Origin of the sequence: [Flexibacter] sp. ATCC 35103 (genome assembly GCF_001975985.1) — a bacterium.
In the GTDB taxonomy this organism is placed as follows: Bacteria; Bacteroidota; Bacteroidia; order Flavobacteriales; family Flavobacteriaceae; genus Flavobacterium.
Genome location: NZ_MTQF01000001.1, coordinates 236280 through 255220 on the forward strand (window position 1 = coordinate 236280; position 18941 = coordinate 255220).

16 protein-coding genes are annotated in these 18941 nt (G+C 32.3%); 10 read left to right on the forward strand and 6 right to left on the reverse strand.

What is annotated here, in order from left to right:
• Positions 1 to 289: 289 nt before the first annotated feature.
• Entirely contained in the window at positions 290 to 3505 is a 3216-nt protein-coding gene (locus tag BXU01_RS00925; RefSeq protein ID WP_083691287.1) for a TonB-dependent receptor, read from the forward strand.
• Positions 3506 to 3641: 136 nt separating this feature from the next.
• On the opposite strand, the gene BXU01_RS00930 is transcribed toward BXU01_RS00925, so the two are convergent.
• Entirely contained in the window at positions 3642 to 4097 is a 456-nt protein-coding gene (locus tag BXU01_RS00930; RefSeq protein WP_083691288.1) for a hypothetical protein, read from the reverse strand.
• Between the two features lie 295 nt (positions 4098 to 4392).
• Between BXU01_RS00930 and BXU01_RS23795 the strand changes: the two genes are divergently transcribed.
• From BXU01_RS23795 to ligD, 4 genes are all read left to right on the forward strand, one after another.
• On the forward strand, positions 4393 to 4518 hold the full coding sequence (locus BXU01_RS23795) for a hypothetical protein (protein ID WP_255373677.1): 126 nt from the start codon (positions 4393 to 4395) through the stop codon (positions 4516 to 4518).
• Between the two features lie 21 nt (positions 4519 to 4539).
• The gene (locus BXU01_RS00935) at positions 4540 to 5019 is read left to right on the forward strand and encodes a hypothetical protein (RefSeq protein WP_083691289.1); all 480 of its coding nucleotides are present in this window, start codon (positions 4540 to 4542) and stop codon (positions 5017 to 5019) included.
• Positions 5020 to 5128: 109 nt separating this feature from the next.
• Positions 5129 to 5611: a hypothetical protein gene (locus BXU01_RS00940; protein WP_083691290.1), complete on the forward strand. Its 483-nt coding sequence runs from the start codon at positions 5129 to 5131 to the stop codon at positions 5609 to 5611.
• Positions 5598 to 8171: a DNA ligase D gene (gene ligD / locus BXU01_RS00945; RefSeq protein ID WP_083691291.1), complete on the forward strand. Its 2574-nt coding sequence runs from the start codon at positions 5598 to 5600 to the stop codon at positions 8169 to 8171. The genes BXU01_RS00940 and ligD overlap by 14 nt, the downstream gene beginning before the upstream one ends.
• Here ligD and BXU01_RS00950 read toward each other — a convergent pair.
• The 3 genes from BXU01_RS00950 to BXU01_RS00960 all read right to left on the reverse strand — a co-directional run bounded on the left by BXU01_RS00950 (position 8168) and on the right by BXU01_RS00960 (position 10405).
• Positions 8168 to 8938 (reverse strand): Ku protein, encoded by a 771-nt coding sequence (locus tag BXU01_RS00950; RefSeq protein ID WP_083691292.1) that lies wholly within the window; start codon positions 8936 to 8938, stop codon positions 8168 to 8170. The genes ligD and BXU01_RS00950 overlap by 4 nt on opposite strands.
• Before the next feature lie 9 nt (positions 8939 to 8947).
• A complete protein-coding gene (locus tag BXU01_RS00955; protein ID WP_055092821.1) occupies positions 8948 to 9316 on the reverse strand; it encodes an STAS/SEC14 domain-containing protein in 369 nt (122 codons plus the stop codon).
• A 327-nt stretch (positions 9317 to 9643) separates the two neighbouring features.
• Positions 9644 to 10405, reverse strand: a complete 762-nt coding sequence (locus BXU01_RS00960) for an alpha/beta hydrolase (RefSeq protein WP_083691293.1) — start codon at positions 10403 to 10405, stop codon at positions 9644 to 9646.
• Between the two features lie 261 nt (positions 10406 to 10666).
• Between BXU01_RS00960 and BXU01_RS00965 the strand changes: the two genes are divergently transcribed.
• On the forward strand, positions 10667 to 11785 hold the full coding sequence (locus BXU01_RS00965; RefSeq protein WP_083691294.1) for a LytTR family transcriptional regulator: 1119 nt from the start codon (positions 10667 to 10669) through the stop codon (positions 11783 to 11785).
• A 137-nt stretch (positions 11786 to 11922) separates the two neighbouring features.
• Here the strand turns inward: BXU01_RS00965 and BXU01_RS00970 are convergent, their stop codons facing one another.
• Positions 11923 to 12690, reverse strand: a complete 768-nt coding sequence (locus BXU01_RS00970) for a methyltransferase domain-containing protein (protein ID WP_083691295.1) — start codon at positions 12688 to 12690, stop codon at positions 11923 to 11925.
• 358 nt (positions 12691 to 13048) lie between these two features.
• On the opposite strand from BXU01_RS00970, the gene BXU01_RS00975 reads away from it, so the two are divergent.
• The gene (locus BXU01_RS00975) at positions 13049 to 13462 is read left to right on the forward strand and encodes a helix-turn-helix domain-containing protein (RefSeq protein ID WP_083691296.1); all 414 of its coding nucleotides are present in this window, start codon (positions 13049 to 13051) and stop codon (positions 13460 to 13462) included.
• Between the two features lie 132 nt (positions 13463 to 13594).
• Here the strand turns inward: BXU01_RS00975 and BXU01_RS00980 are convergent, their stop codons facing one another.
• Positions 13595 to 15208: a reverse transcriptase domain-containing protein gene (locus tag BXU01_RS00980; protein ID WP_083691297.1), complete on the reverse strand. Its 1614-nt coding sequence runs from the start codon at positions 15206 to 15208 to the stop codon at positions 13595 to 13597.
• 416 nt (positions 15209 to 15624) lie between these two features.
• Here BXU01_RS00980 and BXU01_RS00985 point away from each other — a divergent pair, with 416 nt between their 5' ends.
• From BXU01_RS00985 to BXU01_RS00995, 3 genes are all read left to right on the forward strand, one after another.
• Positions 15625 to 17001 carry a hypothetical protein gene (locus BXU01_RS00985; RefSeq protein WP_083691298.1) on the forward strand — a complete coding sequence of 459 codons (1377 nt, stop codon included), beginning with the start codon at positions 15625 to 15627 and terminating at the stop codon, positions 16999 to 17001.
• 267 nt (positions 17002 to 17268) lie between these two features.
• On the forward strand, positions 17269 to 18231 hold the full coding sequence (locus tag BXU01_RS00990) for a GlxA family transcriptional regulator (protein ID WP_083691299.1): 963 nt from the start codon (positions 17269 to 17271) through the stop codon (positions 18229 to 18231).
• A gap of 75 nt (positions 18232 to 18306) precedes the next feature.
• Entirely contained in the window at positions 18307 to 18873 is a 567-nt protein-coding gene (locus BXU01_RS00995; RefSeq protein ID WP_083691300.1) for a cysteine hydrolase family protein, read from the forward strand.
• Positions 18874 to 18941: the final 68 nt, after the last annotated feature.

The following is an 18941-nucleotide window of genomic DNA, read 5'->3' on the forward strand; positions in this document are numbered from 1 at the left end:
TGTGTTTAACAATAGCCAATTCCACTTTAAGATTATCCGTTTTTTGTGATCGGTAACATTTGCTTAACACTCTAATCTTTTTCTAATCTACTTTAAATCCAGCTTTAATCTACTTGTTTTTAGCTTTTTACTCAAGTAGTTGATTTTAAAGAGCTAATTGATTTCTTATGAAATAACATCTTGATAATCCTTAGTTAACAATGAATTGTTTTATGATTTTAAGTTAACAAAAGCGTTAAATCTGATCGAAACAAACCGAGTTTCTTTGTCAAATAAAAACTAAACAACAATGACAAAACTAAAACTCTTTTTTTCGGCAGTGATGCTTCTCGTAATGGGAAACATTTTTGCCCAAATTACAACCTCATCCTTATCTGCAAAAGTAAATGATGGTACAAGCCCTCTTAACGGAGCTGAGGTTACATTAACACATTTACCTACCAATTCAGTTTACAGAGCGGTAACTGATAAGCAAGGCAGGTTTAGTTTCGAAAATTTAAATGCCGGCGGTCCTTACGAATTAGAAATTAAAAGTCCGGGCGCAAAAGATTACTCTAACGCACAAATACACTTAGCACTTGGCGATAACGATTTGCCAACAATTGTGGTTAGTAAAGCAGACGACAATGTATTAGACGAAGTGGTAATAACAAGTTCTAAACCTTCATCTAAAAATAACGGTACAAGTATTAATGAGAAAAAAATTAATGGTTTACCATTAATCAACAGAGGAATTCAGGATGTTACAAAACTGGTTCCTCAAAGTTCTAACAATTCGTTTGCAGGAACCAATTTTAGATATAATAACGTAACAATTGACGGTTCTATCAACAATGATGCAATTGGTTTTAGCCCGTCTTTAGGAGGACAATCCGGAACATCAGGAATGCCGGGAAGCAGTACACGTTCAAACTCTATAAGTTTAGATGCAATACAGGATATTCAGGTTTATATCGCTCCTTATGATATTAAATTAGGTAACTTTTTAGGAGGAAGTGTAAATGCAGTAACCCGCAGCGGTACAAATGAAGTAACAGGATCTATTTACAGTTATGGCAGAAGTGCTGCTATCACAGGTCCTAATAATGCCGGCGATGGTTCTAAAATGCCAAGTTCTTTTGGTGATTATCAAGTTGGTTTCAGATTAGGTTTACCAATCATCAAAGATAAATTGTTCTTTTTTACCAATATGGAATATGCAGAGCGAACAGATCCTTTGTTTTATAATGCAGGACAAACAGATTCTAACGGAAAATTAACTTCGTTAGTTGATAACGCCACTGCTGAACAAATTTCAAACTTCGTAAAAACAAACTACGGATTTGATCCGGGAAGTTATGGTGCATACAACAACTTTGCAAAGAGCCAGAAATTCTTCAATAAATTAGATTGGAAAATTAATGACAAACATTCCCTTTCGTTAAGAAACAATACCGTTATATCTCAAGCTTCAAACTTAGAGCGCGATGCAGCAAATTTCAGGTTTTCAAGCATGGATTTTACTCAGAAAAACCAATCTGTTAGTACGGTTTTAGAATTAAAAAGCCATTTTAACAGCCAATGGTCCAACTCCTTTATTGCAAGTTATTCAGCCATTAAAGATTATCGTGATCCAAAATCAGGAAATGCTATGTTTCCTCAAGCAGAAATTGGCTATAACGGAGGAACAATTTTCTTAGGAAACGATCGTGAGGCAACTGTTTTTAATATGAAACAAAACACAGCCGAAATTACAGACAACCTTACTTACAAAACAGGAAACCATACTTTGTTGTTTGGTACGCACAACGAATTCTATGATATTAATTACGGATTTGTAAACGCCCTTAACGGAAGAGTTTCATACAAATCCCTGGCAGATTTTTACAGCAAAACTCCTACCCGCGTTCGTGGAACATATCCTTTTGACGGTTCTACTAGAGATGAGATTTTTAATAATCCATATGCTAAATTCAAAGTAAATCTTTATAGCGTTTATGTACAGGACGAAATTAGAATTGGCAACAAATTAAAAGTTACTCCGGGTGTCAGAGTTGATTATACAGATTTGCCAAATAAACCAAAATTAAGCCCGCAGGTTCAAAATTCTCCAGCTGACCCAAATTACGGAACAACATATAATTATACTCCGTTAAATCAAATTAGCAACAACTTTTTTACTACTGCATTAGTTTCTCCAAGAGTAGGATTTACGTATAATGTAGACGAAGATAAAACGCTTGTTTTAAGAGGCGGATCCGGAGTATTTACAGGCAGAATTCCGTTTGCATGGTTAGGATATGCGTATTATAATGATGGTGTAGGTTACGGAAGTTATGATAAAAACAACCTTACTCCTGCTCAGGTTGCAGCAGCTGGTGATCCTTTAGCAAACAACGGTTTAAACGGATATCACGATGCAACGCCAAAAGTTCAGGCAGATTTAGTAGACAATAAATTTAAAATGCCGGCAGTTTTAAGAAACTCATTGGCTATCGATAAAATTATAGACGGATATAAATTTACAACAGAAGGTATTTATACAAAAGTAATTCGTGATCTTGAATTTCAACAAGTAAATAAACTGGATAACCCAACTTATTTCTCTTATGACACGAATCACCAAATGCCAATTTATGCTGCAAACATTAATCCGGCTTTCTCAAATGCTTACTTGCTTTCTAACACAAGCAAAGGTTACAGATACAGTATTACTGAGATGATCTCAAAAACATATGATTTTGGTGTAAACTTTATGGTGGCATATACTTATGGAGATTCTCGTGACGTTACAAACGGAATTCGTAACTCTATGGAAAGTAACTTCCAGATGAACCAGTCCCTGACACCTAATGATCCTCAATTGGCAACTTCTAACTTTAATATCAAACACAGAATTGTTTCTAATGTAGGATATGCAGTAAAATTAGCTGATAACAATACTTTCTCTGCTAATGTATATTTTAATGCCCAATCAGGAAATCCGTTTTCATGGGGATTTGTAAACTCTACAATTGCAGGAACAGGACAAGCAGCAGGTTTGGCATACATTTTTAAAGATGCAGCAGAAGCAGCTAAATATATTGGAGTAAATGCTGCAGGTGTACCATCAGCTACAGCAGCTCAGCAAGTTGCAGATTACGAAGCTTTTATTAATGGAAATGATTATTTAAAAAGCAGAAGAGGAACATTTACACAAAGAAATGGCGATACGACTCCATGGAATATTCAGGCAGATTTGAAATTAATGGATGAAATCAAAGTTACAAAAGTAGGTACATTTCAAGTTTCATTTAGTATGGCAAATATTGGAAACCTTATCAACAAAGATTGGGGAAGAAGTTACTCTGTTCCAAACACTTACAATTCAACAGCAAACCTTGGTTTAACAAAATCAGGAAACTTAGGCGGAGTTGCTACTGGCGACCCAACATATACTTTCCAGAAACCAACGGCTACACCTTATACGATAGATCAATTAGCATCAAGATTTCAAGGACAGCTTGGTGTTAGGTATTCGTTCTAAAGATTGTGTTTTTATTTTTTTATTATCCCCCAGTTTCATGCGGTTTGAAACTGGGGGATTTTTCATGAATTTTACTCCGGAATCTTTCTGATATCACAAAAAAAAGATACCATTTATGATATCTCTCTTTTTGCGACTATTCAATTTTTATTGATTTGATTTCTATTTTATTATACTGGGCAATAGATTTTGGTTTGCTCCAGTATTCTATAATCGTCTTGATTACCTGCTTGAACTTATCATAGTCAAAAGGCTTCACAAAATAGCTGTGAGTAGGCAGCGAATAAGGATCGATTACAAAACTCTGCTCAAATAGTGTTGTAAAAAACAAATACGGACAGTTAAACATCGTTCCTACCCCATTGTCAGGATTTGTTTCCATAACCTTGTAATTCATAACATTCAACAATACAATATCAGAGAAAACCAAAAAAGGTTTTATTTTGTTGCGCAACATATAACTGCAAGCTGCTTCGGCAGTATTAAAATATATAATCGAGTTGGTGTAATTTAACTCCATAAAAACCTCAATAAATAATTTACGGTCTTCCTGCTTATTCTCGATTACTACTATAGGTCCTTTTTTATTCATAGTAATAAGTTTAAATTCTTATTTAAATGGGCGATAATTACACGCACAAATTCTATGTAAATATTTTAAAATAAGCTCAAAAAAACTTACAAAATCCTTTGTTCAAATTATATAATTTTCATTCTGACAGTTTTCACCTTCACTTTACTTAATATGCTGAAAATTATATAATTACTGCGTATAATCGTATAATTAAAAAACTATGGGTTGCTAGTAATTTTGGATTAACCTTTTAGTATTCAACAAAATGAAATAAAAGGAAATTTATATACATATTAATTTAACATCTAACATTATGAACACTTCAAACCACAAAAACAGCAGTACTTCAAGTACAAAATCAACAGATAAAAAAACAGGTACTTCAAAAAGTACTACAAAATCTGCTGATACTAAAAAGTCTCCAATGACTAAAAAGTAAAAACCTTTAAATCATTATAATATGATAATAGGAAATAGTGAGAATTACGGTCGGGATGACCGTAATTTTTATCATTCAGAAGATGATATCCGTCAGAATCCTGATAAACAAGAAAACGGCCTTTATGCTGTAAGTCACAATAACGACGAAAGTTATGTCGATGAATATCAAAAAAGAAACGATGAAGAGTATGAAGACGATGAGGAAATCTTTAATCAGACTGAAGATGAAAATCAGGATGATTTAGATCAAAATTTCTCTAATGCTCTTGACAGGGAAAACGAAGATGATGAATATTCTGATGATGATCTCGATGAAGACGATGAAGACCTTGATGAAAGCGATTTAGATGATGATCTTATAGAAGATTATGATGAAAATGATCGTGATCCTGAAAGTTTTGCTACAGATAACCTGAAGCAGGATGAACTGGATCAGGAATACGACATTGATCAGGATCTTGAAGAAAAAGATCCTGTAAATAATCCCAGAAAATTTTAAGCAGTATGCTTTAAAAATAAACCATTCGCGACGAATGGTTTATTTTATTTTACCCAATTACAGACTACAATTTGAATTTGCAAATTATCAATGTATAAATCAACTTACCATGGATATTTATATTTTTTTACAATTAATAATAGTTTCGATCGCAGCCACATCGGCCATGACATTATTTAGCTATGCAGCATCAGCAAGCTTTCGGGAATTGTATAAAGAACCCGTTTTACTGACATTTATGCTAACCAGACTTCATCTGGAATTAGCTCCTCAGACAAAATCAATATTAGCCTGGTTACTTCATTATTTTATAGGCTTTCTATTCGTGCTGGCGTATCATTTTTTATGGGTCAGGGATATTTTACCCATTTCATTTCTAAGCGCCTTTTTACTGGGATTTATAAGTGGGGTCATTGGCATTCTGGGCTGGATAATTATGTTTAAGCTGAGTGATCATAAACCTGAAATTGATTTTAAAGGATATTATTTTCAGCTGCTGCTTGCACACATCATTTTCGGTTTTATTGCAACCGCAGTTTACTCCCTTTCAATAACGATATTAATATTAGCAAAATCATATGTCACTGTCTAAATACAATCAAAAAAGAGATTTTAAACAAACCAAAGAACCTAAAGGTAAAGTCGAGAAATCAGCAAGCGAATTGATTTTTGTAGTTCAAAAACATGCCGCTTCCCATTTGCATTATGATTTCAGGCTCGAGATGAACGGCGTTCTTAAAAGCTGGGCAATCCCGAAAGGTCCGTCGATGAATCCTGATGATAAACGGCTGGCGATGATGGTAGAAGATCATCCCTACAGTTATAAGGATTTTGAAGGAACAATTCCTGCCGGAAATTACGGTGCCGGAAATGTTATCGTTTGGGATAATGGTACGTATACACCAGATGAAAAAACGACAAATCCCGAAAAAACATTAGTAGCTGATCTTAAAAAAGGGCATTTAAGTTTTATTCTAAAAGGAAAAAAACTCAAAGGAGAATTCTCTTTAATAAAACTCAAAGGAAAACAGGAAAATGCCTGGTTACTTATTAAAAAAAGTGATCCGCATGCTTCTGAAAATGATGTATTGAATAAAAACAAATCGGTACTTTCTGAGAGAACATTAGAAGAACTCGAAAAGAATTCAAAAAAATTAAATGAAGATATCAGCGAAAAGAAAAGCGTAAAAAAAGAAAGCATTTCAACAAAAGAGAAGCATTCATCTCAAAAACCAGCAGTTTTTATCAAACCCATGCTGGCCACGATACGAGAAAAAGCATTTGATGATGCTCAATGGATTTTCGAAAACAAATATGATGGTTACAGGGCAATAGCTGTAATTAATCCTGATGATGTACAATTATTTAGCCGAAATGAATTGTCGTTTAATCTAAATTTTAAACCCGTTGCAGATGAATTACATAAAATAGATCATATTGCGGTTTTAGACGGCGAAATTGTTGTTGAAGATGAAAACGGAAAAGCCAATTTTCAGTTGCTTCAGAATTATCTAAAAACAGGCTTGGGTACTTTGAAATATTATGTTTTTGATTTACTGAATTTAGATGGAAATCTAATTACGGATTTATCTCTGCTGGAAAGAAAAGAATTGCTTAAAATCTTGTTTAATAAATATGATTTCAAAAACATTTTTTACTCGGAACATACCGTCGAAAAAGGTCTTAATCAATTTGAGCTTTCGATAAAAAGCAAAGGCGAAGGTATAATTGCAAAAAAAGCAGACAGCACTTATATATCTAATAAAAGAAGTAATGACTGGCTTAAAATTAAAACTTCGAATGCAGAAGAAGCTATAATTATTGGAATTACGGAACCTAAGAAATCCAGAAAATATTTTGGCGCCATTTTACTGGGGCAATATTATGGAAAAAGACTTGAGTTTATTGGAAAATGCGGAACAGGTTTTACAGATTCTACGCTTAAGGAATTGTATACAAGCTTAAAACCTTATTTTGTAAATGAATCTCCGCTTAACGAAAAAATTGCGCTAAAAGATGAAATTCAATGGGTTAAACCTAAATTAGTCTGCCAGGTTAAATTCTCAGAATGGACCAATGACAAACATTTGAGACATCCTGTGTATTTGGGATTACGAATTGATAAAAAACCAAATGAGGTTTTTGTGCCTTCGAACATTAAATCAGATGTTAAACCGGAAACGAAATTAAAAGAAGATACAATGAAAGAAAAACCAACTCAAAAAACAGAAAACGATTATGATTTAAAAATAGGAAAAACCACTTTGCATCTTACCAATCAAAACAAAATTTATTTTCCTGATGATGGTATTACCAAAGGAGAAATTGTGCAATATTACAACGAAGTGGCTGATTTGATCCTTCCGTATCTCAAAGATCGTCCGCAATCTATGAATCGCTTTCCTAACGGAATTGAAGGTTCGAGTTTTTACCAAAAAGATGTCGATGTAGATAAAGTGCCAACGTGGTTAAAAACAGAAAAAGTTTTTTCTGAATCGAATGAAGAATTTCTCGATTATTTGCTTTGCAATGATAAAGCGACGTTACTTTATATGGCAAATTTAGGCTGTATCGAAATGAATCCGTGGAATTCTACTATAAAACACATCGAAAATCCGGATTGGCTTGTTATAGATATCGATCCTGAAAAAGATAATTTTGAAGAAGTGGTAAAAACCGCTTTAATGGTAAAAGAAGTTCTGGATGAACTGGAAACCGAATGTTACTGCAAAACTTCGGGCGCAACCGGATTGCATGTATATATTCCGCTTGCAGCGCAATATGACTATGATTCTATTAAAATTTTAGGAGAATTACTGGCAACAGAAATACAATCGCGTTTGCCAAAAACAACTTCTCTCGAGCGAAGTATCAAGAAAAGAAACCATAAAATATATATCGACTATTTACAAAACCGACGCGGACAAACGCTCGCAGCGCCTTATTCTGTAAGACCAAAACCGGGAGCAACAGTCTCAACACCATTAGAATGGAGCGAAGTAAACCTGCAACTGCATCCTTCACAGTTTACGATTAAAAATGTGATGAAACGCTTTGAGAAAAAAGGGGATTTATGGAAACCTGTTTTAGGAAAAGGTGCCAATATTAAAAAGATACTACACAAACTCGAAAATAGAAATCCTCCTGATTAAGAGGATTTCTTTTTTTCCAGACTTGCTTTTAGCATTGCCATTAAATCATCGTTTTGTTTATGAACGACTTTTAATTTTGGCGCAGTTTGTTTTTTGCCTTTTGCTTTGTTTTTTATAATTTGCAAAAGCTTGGCGGTATATTCGTCTTTATAAGCGCTGATATCAAATTTTTCTGTAAGCTGATCGATTAATTTTTCGGCCATATCCATTTCCTTGGTGGCTTTTTTTGAAGCTGCAGGAAGTTTTAAGTCAGATGTATCCCTGATTTCCTGTTCAAACCTGATTCTGTTTAATAAAATCACGTTTTTATAAGGTTTTAAAATCGCCAGACTTTCTTTGTTGCGCAAAACAAAACTCGTTACCCCTACTTTACCGGATGCTTCAAGCGCATCACGAAGCAAAGCATATGCATTCATGGCACCTTTATCAGGCTCAAGATAATACGGTTGTTCGTAGTAAATACTATTGATTTCGCTTTCTAAAGCAAAACTCTGAATATTGATAGTCTTTGTTTTTTCGGCATCGGCAGCTTCAAAATCAGCATCTTCCAGAATGACATATTTATCATCGATTTTGTAGCCTTTTACAATATTGGCATAAGCAACTTCTTTGCCTGTATTTTCATTTACCCTTTTGAATTTAATGTTGGCATGATCCTTTTCATCCAGCATATCCATATCGATACTGCTTTCCTGCACGGCAGAAAATATTTTAATGGGAATATTAATTAACCCAAAACTAATTGATCCTGTCCATATTGCTCTCATAACCTTATTTTATAAAATTGAATTTCCTTCGACCCATTTCAGGGCTTTATTGAAAGCTAATTTTTTAAAACCACGTAATTCACCGGTACTGTTAAATGTAAATCCGTCATTAAAATTAATTTCTTCAGAGTCAGAAACAATAGCAACCCTGTTCCAGTTGTCAAATTGCTGTAATCCCAGAACGGCATCCTGAAACCATACATTTTCAGTAAAATTCTGAACATCAGTATCCAGCGCAAACAAAAAATTAATTTCATTTGATTGTTTCGATAATCCTTCTAATTCAGGCAAAATGACGCTTTTAAAATCATCTGTTGTAACCTGACCAAGTGCTCTAAAAGCAATTAAATTATTTGCTGTTTCTATTTTATGTATCATAATGATTATAGTTTGTTTTGTTCTTCTAATATTTTCTTTTACAGAGGGTTAAAATTAATTCACAACCTGTCAGAAAATCTTACACGATTATGGGCAGAGATTACAAAACTTCAATAATGTATTTATCAGTTAAAAACAGTGCAAGATTTTTTCACGCAGATATAGCAGATTAAAGCAGATTTTATTTAAATAATAATCCGCGGGAATCTGCATAAATCTCATTTTAAATCTGCGTGAAACTTTTATTTAAAAAAACACTCCGAAATAAAACTTCATAAAAAAAGCTCCAAATCAAAATGACCGGAGCTTATAATTAACTTAAAAAAATTATTTCTTTGCAGTAGCTGCTTCTTCAATAATACGCAATACTTCTGTTGGGTGCGAAAGCATTACTACGTGACTTGCTTCGATTTCTGTAGTTTTAGAGTGCGCTCTTTTTGCCATAAATCTTTCTAATTCCGGGCTTATTGCTTTATCGCTTTTTGCCAGAATATACCAGCTTGGTTTTGTTTTCCAGGCAGGTTCGCCACTTTTGTCAGCAAATACACCTTGCGCTGCAGGAGTTTGGGTTGCATGAATCAGGTTTTGGTCTTTTTCTTTAAGATCTTGTGCAAAAACGGTTTTTACTCCTTCTTTAGACAAGTACATAAAACCATCAACCGGTTCCAGATAATTACTTAAAGTCACTGCAGGACCTTGCGCAGATAATGATGGAAGTGTTTCTCCTAAATCAGGAACCAAAGCTGCTACAAAAACCAAACCTTTTACTTTAGGATCGTTTCCGGCTTGTGTAATGACAAAACCTCCCCAGGAATGCCCTACTAAAATCACATTTCCTTTTGCCTGGGCAATGGCTCTTTTGGTAGCCGCAACATCATCTGCTAATGAAGTAATCGGGTTTTGAACTGAAATTACCGGATATCCTTTTGCCTGCAAAGCGACAATCTGGTTCGTGAAAGAAGATCCGTCTGCCCAGATTCCGTGAACAAAAATGATAGTTGGTTTATTAGAAACTGTTTCTTGTGAATACATTTTAATAGTACTAAAAGAGACCAAAAGTGCGAAAGCTAAAATTTTAATTGTTTTCATTTTTATAATATTTAGTGTTTAATACACTGCAAATGAACAACTGTTTACCGCATGAAATCAAAGAAAACTGTGCGAAAGGGAAAAAATGAACTTAAAAGGGAATAAAAAGAGGGGAACAGAAATTGGCTTAATTTAAAAAATAATAATTCGTAAAATTTTAATCTCTAATTTGAAATTTTTGCTGCTTTTTTTGCCTTAAAAATAATTGCATCCAACCCATTATTATTAATTAAATTTGGCTGTCGAATACAAAACTTTCACATGAAAAAAGACAAGCTTTATCTTTTTACTTTTTTATCCTTACTCGTTGTCGTTTATATCTGCGGCTATTTTAGCATGAACTATCTCGTGGGTTTAAGTACAGAGCAATTTTTGAAAATACAAATCGAATCCAGTAAAAGAGAAGCCAAAGAAATGGCAAACCTTATTTCGTATCAGGCAGAACAAAACAAAGACAAACAAGTTATCATCAATAACGTTCAGAAAAGTATTGAGAAAACCGATACCCAAACCGGTTTTATCTGTATGTTCGACCAGAATGGCAAAGAGATTTGTCATCCTGATCCGGCAAGAATTGGCGCCATGACATTGCCTAATGAATCTTATATTTCGAAAACACATAACGAAGTAAACTCAGAAGACTTTTATACTTATTTAAAAAACAAAACAGAAGGTGGCGGCGTTCGGAATTTTAATAATCCTGAGATCGATTCTGAAATTATATATCTCTATCCGGTTAAAAACACAGATTGGATTATCGCCTCGCATGCCAATCTGCAAAGTATCAACAAACAGGTTCAGGATTTAAAATTCTACTTTATCATCGTTTATATCAGTACAGGAGCTTTGATTGTTTTACTTTCTTTTTTTATGATCCGACTTTTTGGAAGCCGTTATGAGAGAAAACTGGAACAGAAAAACGAAACACTCTTTAATGAAGTATTAAGTCTTTCGAAACTGAATTATGACCTGACCAGTTACAAATCGAAATTAGAATCGAACGAGCAATTAAAAAATACGGATGTCTCTGCTCCTGCTTTAAATAAAAAACGGATTTTAACGAACCTGAAAAACGAAATCGTCACACTCGAAATAGAACAAATCGCCTATATCTACATGGAAAACACGATCACTTACGTGAAAGATATAAACGGGAAAATATCAACCAGCAATAATAGTCTGGAAGAAATATACAGTGAACTAGACAACACGATCTTTTTTAGGGCAAACAGACAATTTATTCTGGCTATAAAATCAATCGACAAGATTTTAAAATACGGCAACAACCAACTCAAAATTGAAGTCATACCAAAATCTGCCATCGATGTAATTATCAGTAAAAACAAAGCCGCCGAATTTAAAGCGTGGTTGAATAAATAGAAAAAATGTAGATCATTTTTTCGCTTAAAAACACAATACACTATGCGGTAATATTATAAGTGAAACGCCTTTTTTGAGCAATCCTAAAAGCTATGTTTCTATGTGTTTAAAACCTCACAGAGATTAAGCAAAACCCACTACCCTTTCCTGCCGTAAAGCAAAATCCTCTTAAATGAATAAATCGCCGGAAGCTTTGGGAAATGCGCTGCAATTCGCTCTTTGTAAATCTGGATAAAAAGTGCTTTCTGCTCGCCTTCTAAACGTTCTATGTACGGAATCAAAGCTGAACCCGAAATAAAATTGTAAAGCTTTTCGTGATCGTTCGCGATTATAGGATATACTTTTTGCAGGATCTGCAGTTCTTCGAGTCCGCCATCAAAGAGAATTTGTGCATAATTGTCGATACTTAAAACCGGGGAATCTCTTTTGTAACCTTTGAGATAAGATTTAAAAGGTTCTTCATCAACCAAATCTGCCAGTATTTTATTGAGTATATTTTCCGGCTGAACAGGCATTTGAACTGCAAATTGTCCTTTTGGGTTAACCAGTTTTATCAATTCTGTAAACAACGTTTCATGATCGTTCGACCATTGCAAAGCGGCGTTACTAAAAATTAAATCCCATTTTTCGCCAGATGCTATTGTTTCTTCTGTAGTTGCTTTTCTAAAATGCAAATTATCTGTTTCTAAAGCCTTTGATTGTTCCAGCATTTCTACCGAAGAATCAACGCCCAGAAAATCTGCATCTTTAAATTTATCAGCCAAAATAGCTGTTTGTTCGCCCGTTCCGCAACCCAAATCAATTGCTTTCATTCCGTTTATTGGCTCAATAAATTCGGCCAAATCATAAAATGGCTGATAACGAATATTTTTAAACTTATTATATATTTCAGGATTCCAAGGCATTTGTCTCTATTTATATTTTATTTTGATCTGATAAAAGTTCTGGATCAAAGCAAAATTGGGTTAATATGACTAAGATACAAAATTATTATGGGTTTTATTTGGAGCTTTATCCAGCCATTCGCTTTATCTTTTTCTTGCTAAAGAAGCAAGAAAAAGGATAATTTATTGAATTTCTTATCTGATTTTAAATTAGTTTGATCAGGATATTTTTTTGCTTTTAACCATTTCATGTCTCAAAAATCGTACTTTTGTTTAGCAGAAAATGGTGATTATACCAAATGATTTTGCTTGTATCGTACCCGGCAAAATATGTTTTTTATATATTGCCTGTTATTACCCTTAATATTATCTTTGAATTATGAGCACACTAACAAAACAAAATCATATAGGGCGAAAAATTAGCCGTATTCGTGAACTTCGTGATATGAAACAAGAAGCTTTGGCACAGGCTTTAGGAACAAACCAGCAAACGATATCTGCTCTGGAAAACAGCGAAACCATAGACGATGATAAACTTGTAGATGTAGCAAAAGCTTTGGGAGTAAGTGTTGAAGCGATTAAGAATTTTTCTGATGAAGGCATAATTAATTATTTCAATAGCTTTAATAACTTTAATGATAATACTTCTGCAACCTTCAATAATCATTGTACATTCAATCCTTTAGATAAGTTGGTTGAATCTTACGAAGAAAATAAAAAACTTTACGAACGTTTAGTTCAGGCTGAAAAAGACAAAGTTGAATTTTTACAAAATATAATAAACAATAAATAATACTTTGTAAAAAACATATATAAAAGAAAAAAGAGACTTGTAGGTCTCTTTTTTTATGCGGGATTTGTTTGATATAGTTTGTTGGGATGGATTGTAAACGTGGGTTTTCGGGTTCATAATCTGTCTATATATTTAGCTCACATTTAAATATTTATCAATGGCAGAATAAGCAATGTGTTTACTCTTCTTAATCTGTTTTTTAAAAGAATCTGTTCCAAATTCTTTACAACAGCGTTTGATATAACTGTGATAATTAGCTTGTTTTTTATTATTTCGTTCAGTAAATTTAAATTCGTAAAATCCTCTTTCATTTAAAATAAGATTATATCTCATTTTCTTATTTACCTTTTTTTCAGTCAAATCTCCATCTTTAAATTTTACTGGTAAATTATAAATTTTTCTAACTTGATTTATAAAAATCGCCTTCTTTGTATGGGGATTCACTTCAAGTAAGTTTAAAGTTCTTTTACTCTTTCTTTTAACAGTTGAAATAATCTTTCTATAATATTTTGCAAGATTTGTAGATTTTATACCAGTATGATAACCCCTAAATTCAAAACCTAAATAAGACATAGCTGATGAAATCTCCTTCCCATCTTTTAAAACTCTAAAACATTCTAGTCTTTCGCTATTTTTATAATTTACATTTCGAAAAAGAAATTTCTCAGTTTTATCTGTACTAATTTTTATTTTATATTTTTTAATTAAGTCATGAATGTCTTTTTCAATTTCATCGCAGAGACCTTTTTCACACACAATAAATATATCATCTGAATATCTTCTATAATAAACATTTTTAAGTTTTACCCAACGATTAACAATGTCTAAATCGAAATCAAAAAGATAGAGATTAGCTAGTACAGCACTAATAGGTAAACCTTGTGGAATTCCTTCTTTGACGGTTTTACCATTATCCAATTTTTTCGAGAATGGATTTGAATAAATAGGTAATTTCCCTTCCTTTATATATTCTCTGAAATCTTCATTTGATTCGAAAAAACATCTAAATCCTTTTGTTTTACGAATGTTAGCTAGTTTACTTTCGTCGTAAGGTGCTTTTTTACCATTTTTCTTTTTTTTTATTCTTAAATCATCTAATAAAACATATTTAAAATTTGTACATGCTTTGAAAACATTATAATGATCTTTAGGTAAATTATCGGTTTCTAAAATCTTTATCCATTGTGTTTTTAAAATTTTATGATCTAAAGTAGAAAAGAAACTTTTTAAATCGATTGCTAAAACAGCAACTTCTTCATTATTTTGTGTTCTATTTTTAATTTCTTCAAAACATTCCTTTGCAAAATGAATATTAGACTTACCTATACCTGAACTTTCAGATGTCTCAATTTTTCTATATGCTATTACTGCATCATCTTGTAAAGGTTCTCTTTTTAATAAATATTCATATTTATCCCTTAATATACTTGCATAATATCCATATACTAAAGCATCTGTATGACTTGCATAATGTAATGGTCTATCTTTTGAATTCCTAACAGGATGAAAAGTTTTTATGCGATAATGCGTATGCTTTCTCTCACCAGTGGTGAATTTTTCAAAATTCCCTTTTTTAAATTTTCTATCGGAAAGTATAGTATGGATTAAAGGATAAAAAGCATAGCTTTCAATATACTTTTTGTTAGTAATTTTTTTTTCGGTTTTATACCAATTATTTCCTAATTCTAATGATGGAGATAAGTGTACATATCCTTTTTCTTTTAGCCAGCTTGGTTTATTATCCATAATTAAAAATTAAAAAAGAATCTGCGAGAAGCAATAGCGCAAATAATTACATACCTCATAAATATGAGTTGGATCGGTACCCAATTACTGAGTCATTGGTGTTGCGAATAAATATAAAAGAACAATTATGAAATCAACTATATTAATACTACCTTTAATGAAATCATGCATTACACATGATGTATTTGGCATATTTATTGATGTTATTACTCTTCTATTACAGGCGGGTTTATTATTAGTAAACAGCCCGAAATTTAATAAATCTTTCTTCCTCAAATATCTTAATATATAAGAGTAAAACAGAAGAAAATTCTGTTTTATGATCCACTCAGCTGTAATTTACTCTTCACGCAGATTCTATTCAAATTTAACATTAAAATTCATATATTCGTTATCTTAACTATAAAAAAGATAATATGTCTGAAATTAAACTAGGAGATTTAATCTCATTTAAAACACATCCATTTGTAAAAAAATTAACTAATGTTAAAATTTCAGCTTATGCTGATTATACTTCGCCAATTTTAGTAGTTAAAGAAATAAAAGAAAAAACATTTGATAAAGTAACTGGAACTGATGTCGGACAACAATTACATTGTATCTATTATAATTCAAAAGATGGTAAATTTTTAGATAAATGGATTAACAGTAATTTAGTTAACAAAATTTTTTTTTCCATAATAGATAATAAATTTCTTTATGAATTTAATTTTCAAAAAAAAACAGAAGAGAATAATAAAGATCTTTCTGTTAAAAATTACGAGAGTCTAATCAAAGAAAATTATTTAAATAAAAAGGTAGTTCTAAAAAGTGTTGATGTTGAATTATATAAAAAAAAAATAAATCGTACTGCTGAAAATGGAGAATTAGTAGAAACAAATCATTTAGAATTTTTGCCTCCTATAATGACAGTAATTGGATATAAAATTGAAGACATTAAAAATAAGTTTTGTGAAAAAACAGGTGTAGCCTTAAAACCCCAAATTGAATTAAAATGCAAGTGGTATAATTCAAACTCTAAATCCTTTTCAGAATCTTCATTCCCGCATGAGATATTATATCTAGTTAAAGATATACAAGATTTATTTTTAGAAAGAGATTTATTATCCGATATAGCTGAATCGATTGAAGAAAATGCCTTCTTTAATTTACCTTTAAGTAATACTTTTCTTTTAGAAGGAAATATAAATATAGCTATAACCCATACTATAGGACATTCGGAATCAACTATCTACAAACATTATTTTTATCAGATGAATTATTTTGACTATATATCGCAAAATAAAGCTGTAATTACTATTGATAGTGACTTCTCGAAAAAAACTGAAAACAGTATTTTTGGAAGAAAATATCCTGACTATCACAATGGATTTAGATTAAAAATAACTGATTGTAAATTTAATATTGATGCATACTATTTAATTGTTTACAGAGACACATATAAAAATATTACTAAGCGAATTGTAAAAATCACTGGTTTATATATGTATGTTAAAGATTTCAATGAATTTAAAGATACTTACACAAACTTAAGGTCTTGGACTCTTGATCACAATCCTTCTTTTATTAATTATAATTATCATGATGATGGTAATATATTTATTCATGTTGACGGTGAAATAATTCCTGATAATACCTTACCAAAAACAATTTTTGAAGATCAAAATGTTGAAATAATATTAAAAACAAATTGCCTTTTAAGAAAAGGAAAAATTCGTAATTTCAAAATCAGTAATATATTAGAAGTACGAGAAATAATTAATGGAAATTTTCTTTTTGAAGAATTATTCTAAAAAAACATTCTAGATAGCTTGATTTTATAAATCTGAGCTATTTAGAATTGTTAATTCATAATGCCATAAATTAATTTGTATATGATTTTGTAAGCAATAATAAATATCACCAATTCCCTAAGTTTACGGAAACCCATAATCCATTAAACTAAATTTAATGGATTATAATAACTAAATAAAATCCAACAATACGGGTTTTAAAAGAAACTCGAAAAACAGAATTAAACCATTATTTTTGTTCCACTAAAAGCGTTTAGAAACTCTAAAATGGAAAAAGCGATATCTACGGTTTATTTTTACATTCCCAGGCAAGTTACTTTACTTGATTTGAGTGGCGTTTTGCAGGTATTTCAGGAAGCGATACTTTTAGGATTCGAATATAAGTTGCAGTTTATCAGTAGTCAATCATCTGTAATTTGTTCTTCGGGATTAGAATTGGCATCCCTTACTCACTTTTCTAAAACGAAACCGCAGAAAGAGGATATTATTTTTATTTCGGGATTTAGCACGCACCAAATCGATTTGAATCATGAAGATCCTTCTTTTTTTGAATGGCTTCAGGAAGTAAATGCGAATCAAATCACGATTTGCAGTATTTGTTCCGGAGCGTTTCTTTTGGCGAAAGCCGGACTTTTAGATCACAAACAATCTACAACGCACTGGAAACTGGTTGATAAACTCCAGAAAGATTTTCCGCTTACGCAAACGCAAAGCAATACTTTGTTCTCACAATCCGGAAATATTTATACCAGTGCCGGAATCACAACCGGAATCGATCTCGCTTTGCATATTATTGAAGAACGCCACGGCAAACAAACTGCCGCTGTAATTGCAAAAGAATTGGTGGTCTATAAACGACGAAACGGAAATGACGAACAAGAAAGTGTTTATTTGCAAAACAGAAACCATCATGACGAAAAAATTCATATTGTTCAGGACTGGATTATTTCGAATATCGATAAAACGTCGACAATTGATTTTCTTGCTGATTTAATACATATTGGTCCCAGAAACCTGACTCGCATTTTCAAGAAACAAACCGGAATTACAATCGCCGAATATCGAACAAAACTAAGAATCGAAAAAGCCAAAAGCCTACTCACTAATACTGATTATAAAATAGAACATATCGCACATTTATGCGGTTACAAAACCTCTAAACAATTGCGCATTGTTCTCGAAAACCATCTGGATGCTTTGCCTACAACAATAAAAAACAGATTGTCTTAAAACGACTATTGTTTGTCCTTTTTTGATTGGGAATACAAAAGTAAATTTGCGTCTAACAATCTAATTTATAAAAAGATGAAGCTTAGAGACCAAAATACTGCCTTGCTTTTAATTGACGTTCAAAAAGGTTTTAATGAAGAGGATTATTGGGGCGGAAATCGAAATAATAAAAATGCCGAAACGAAAATGTACCAGATTCTCGAACAATGGAGAAAGGTTAAACTGCCTGTTTTTCATATTGTTCACAGTTCTGTGCATCCGGATTCGAGATTGCACAATTCAAATCCCGGATTCGAAATAAAAGACGAAGTAAAACCTATTATTGGCGAACCTGTGATTACAAAAAATGTCAACAGCGCATTTATAGGAACGGATCTAAAAGAGCAATTAGACGCATTGGGAATTCAGAAACTGGTTATTGTGGGTCTTACCACCAATCATTGCGTTTCTACGACCACCAGAATGGCGGGAAATTTTGGGTTTGACGTTTATTTAATTGCTGATGCAACTGCAACCTTTGACCGAATTGGAATCAACGGCGAAAAATATGATTCTGAACTTGTGCATCAAATATCGCTTGCGAGTTTGCATAACGAGTTTGCAGAAGTTATGAATACGCAAACGCTGCTTGAATTAGTTTAAAACCAAAAAAATCCTCTAAATAAGATTATTTAGAGGATTTTAGTTTTTGTAATTTTATTTAGGATAAA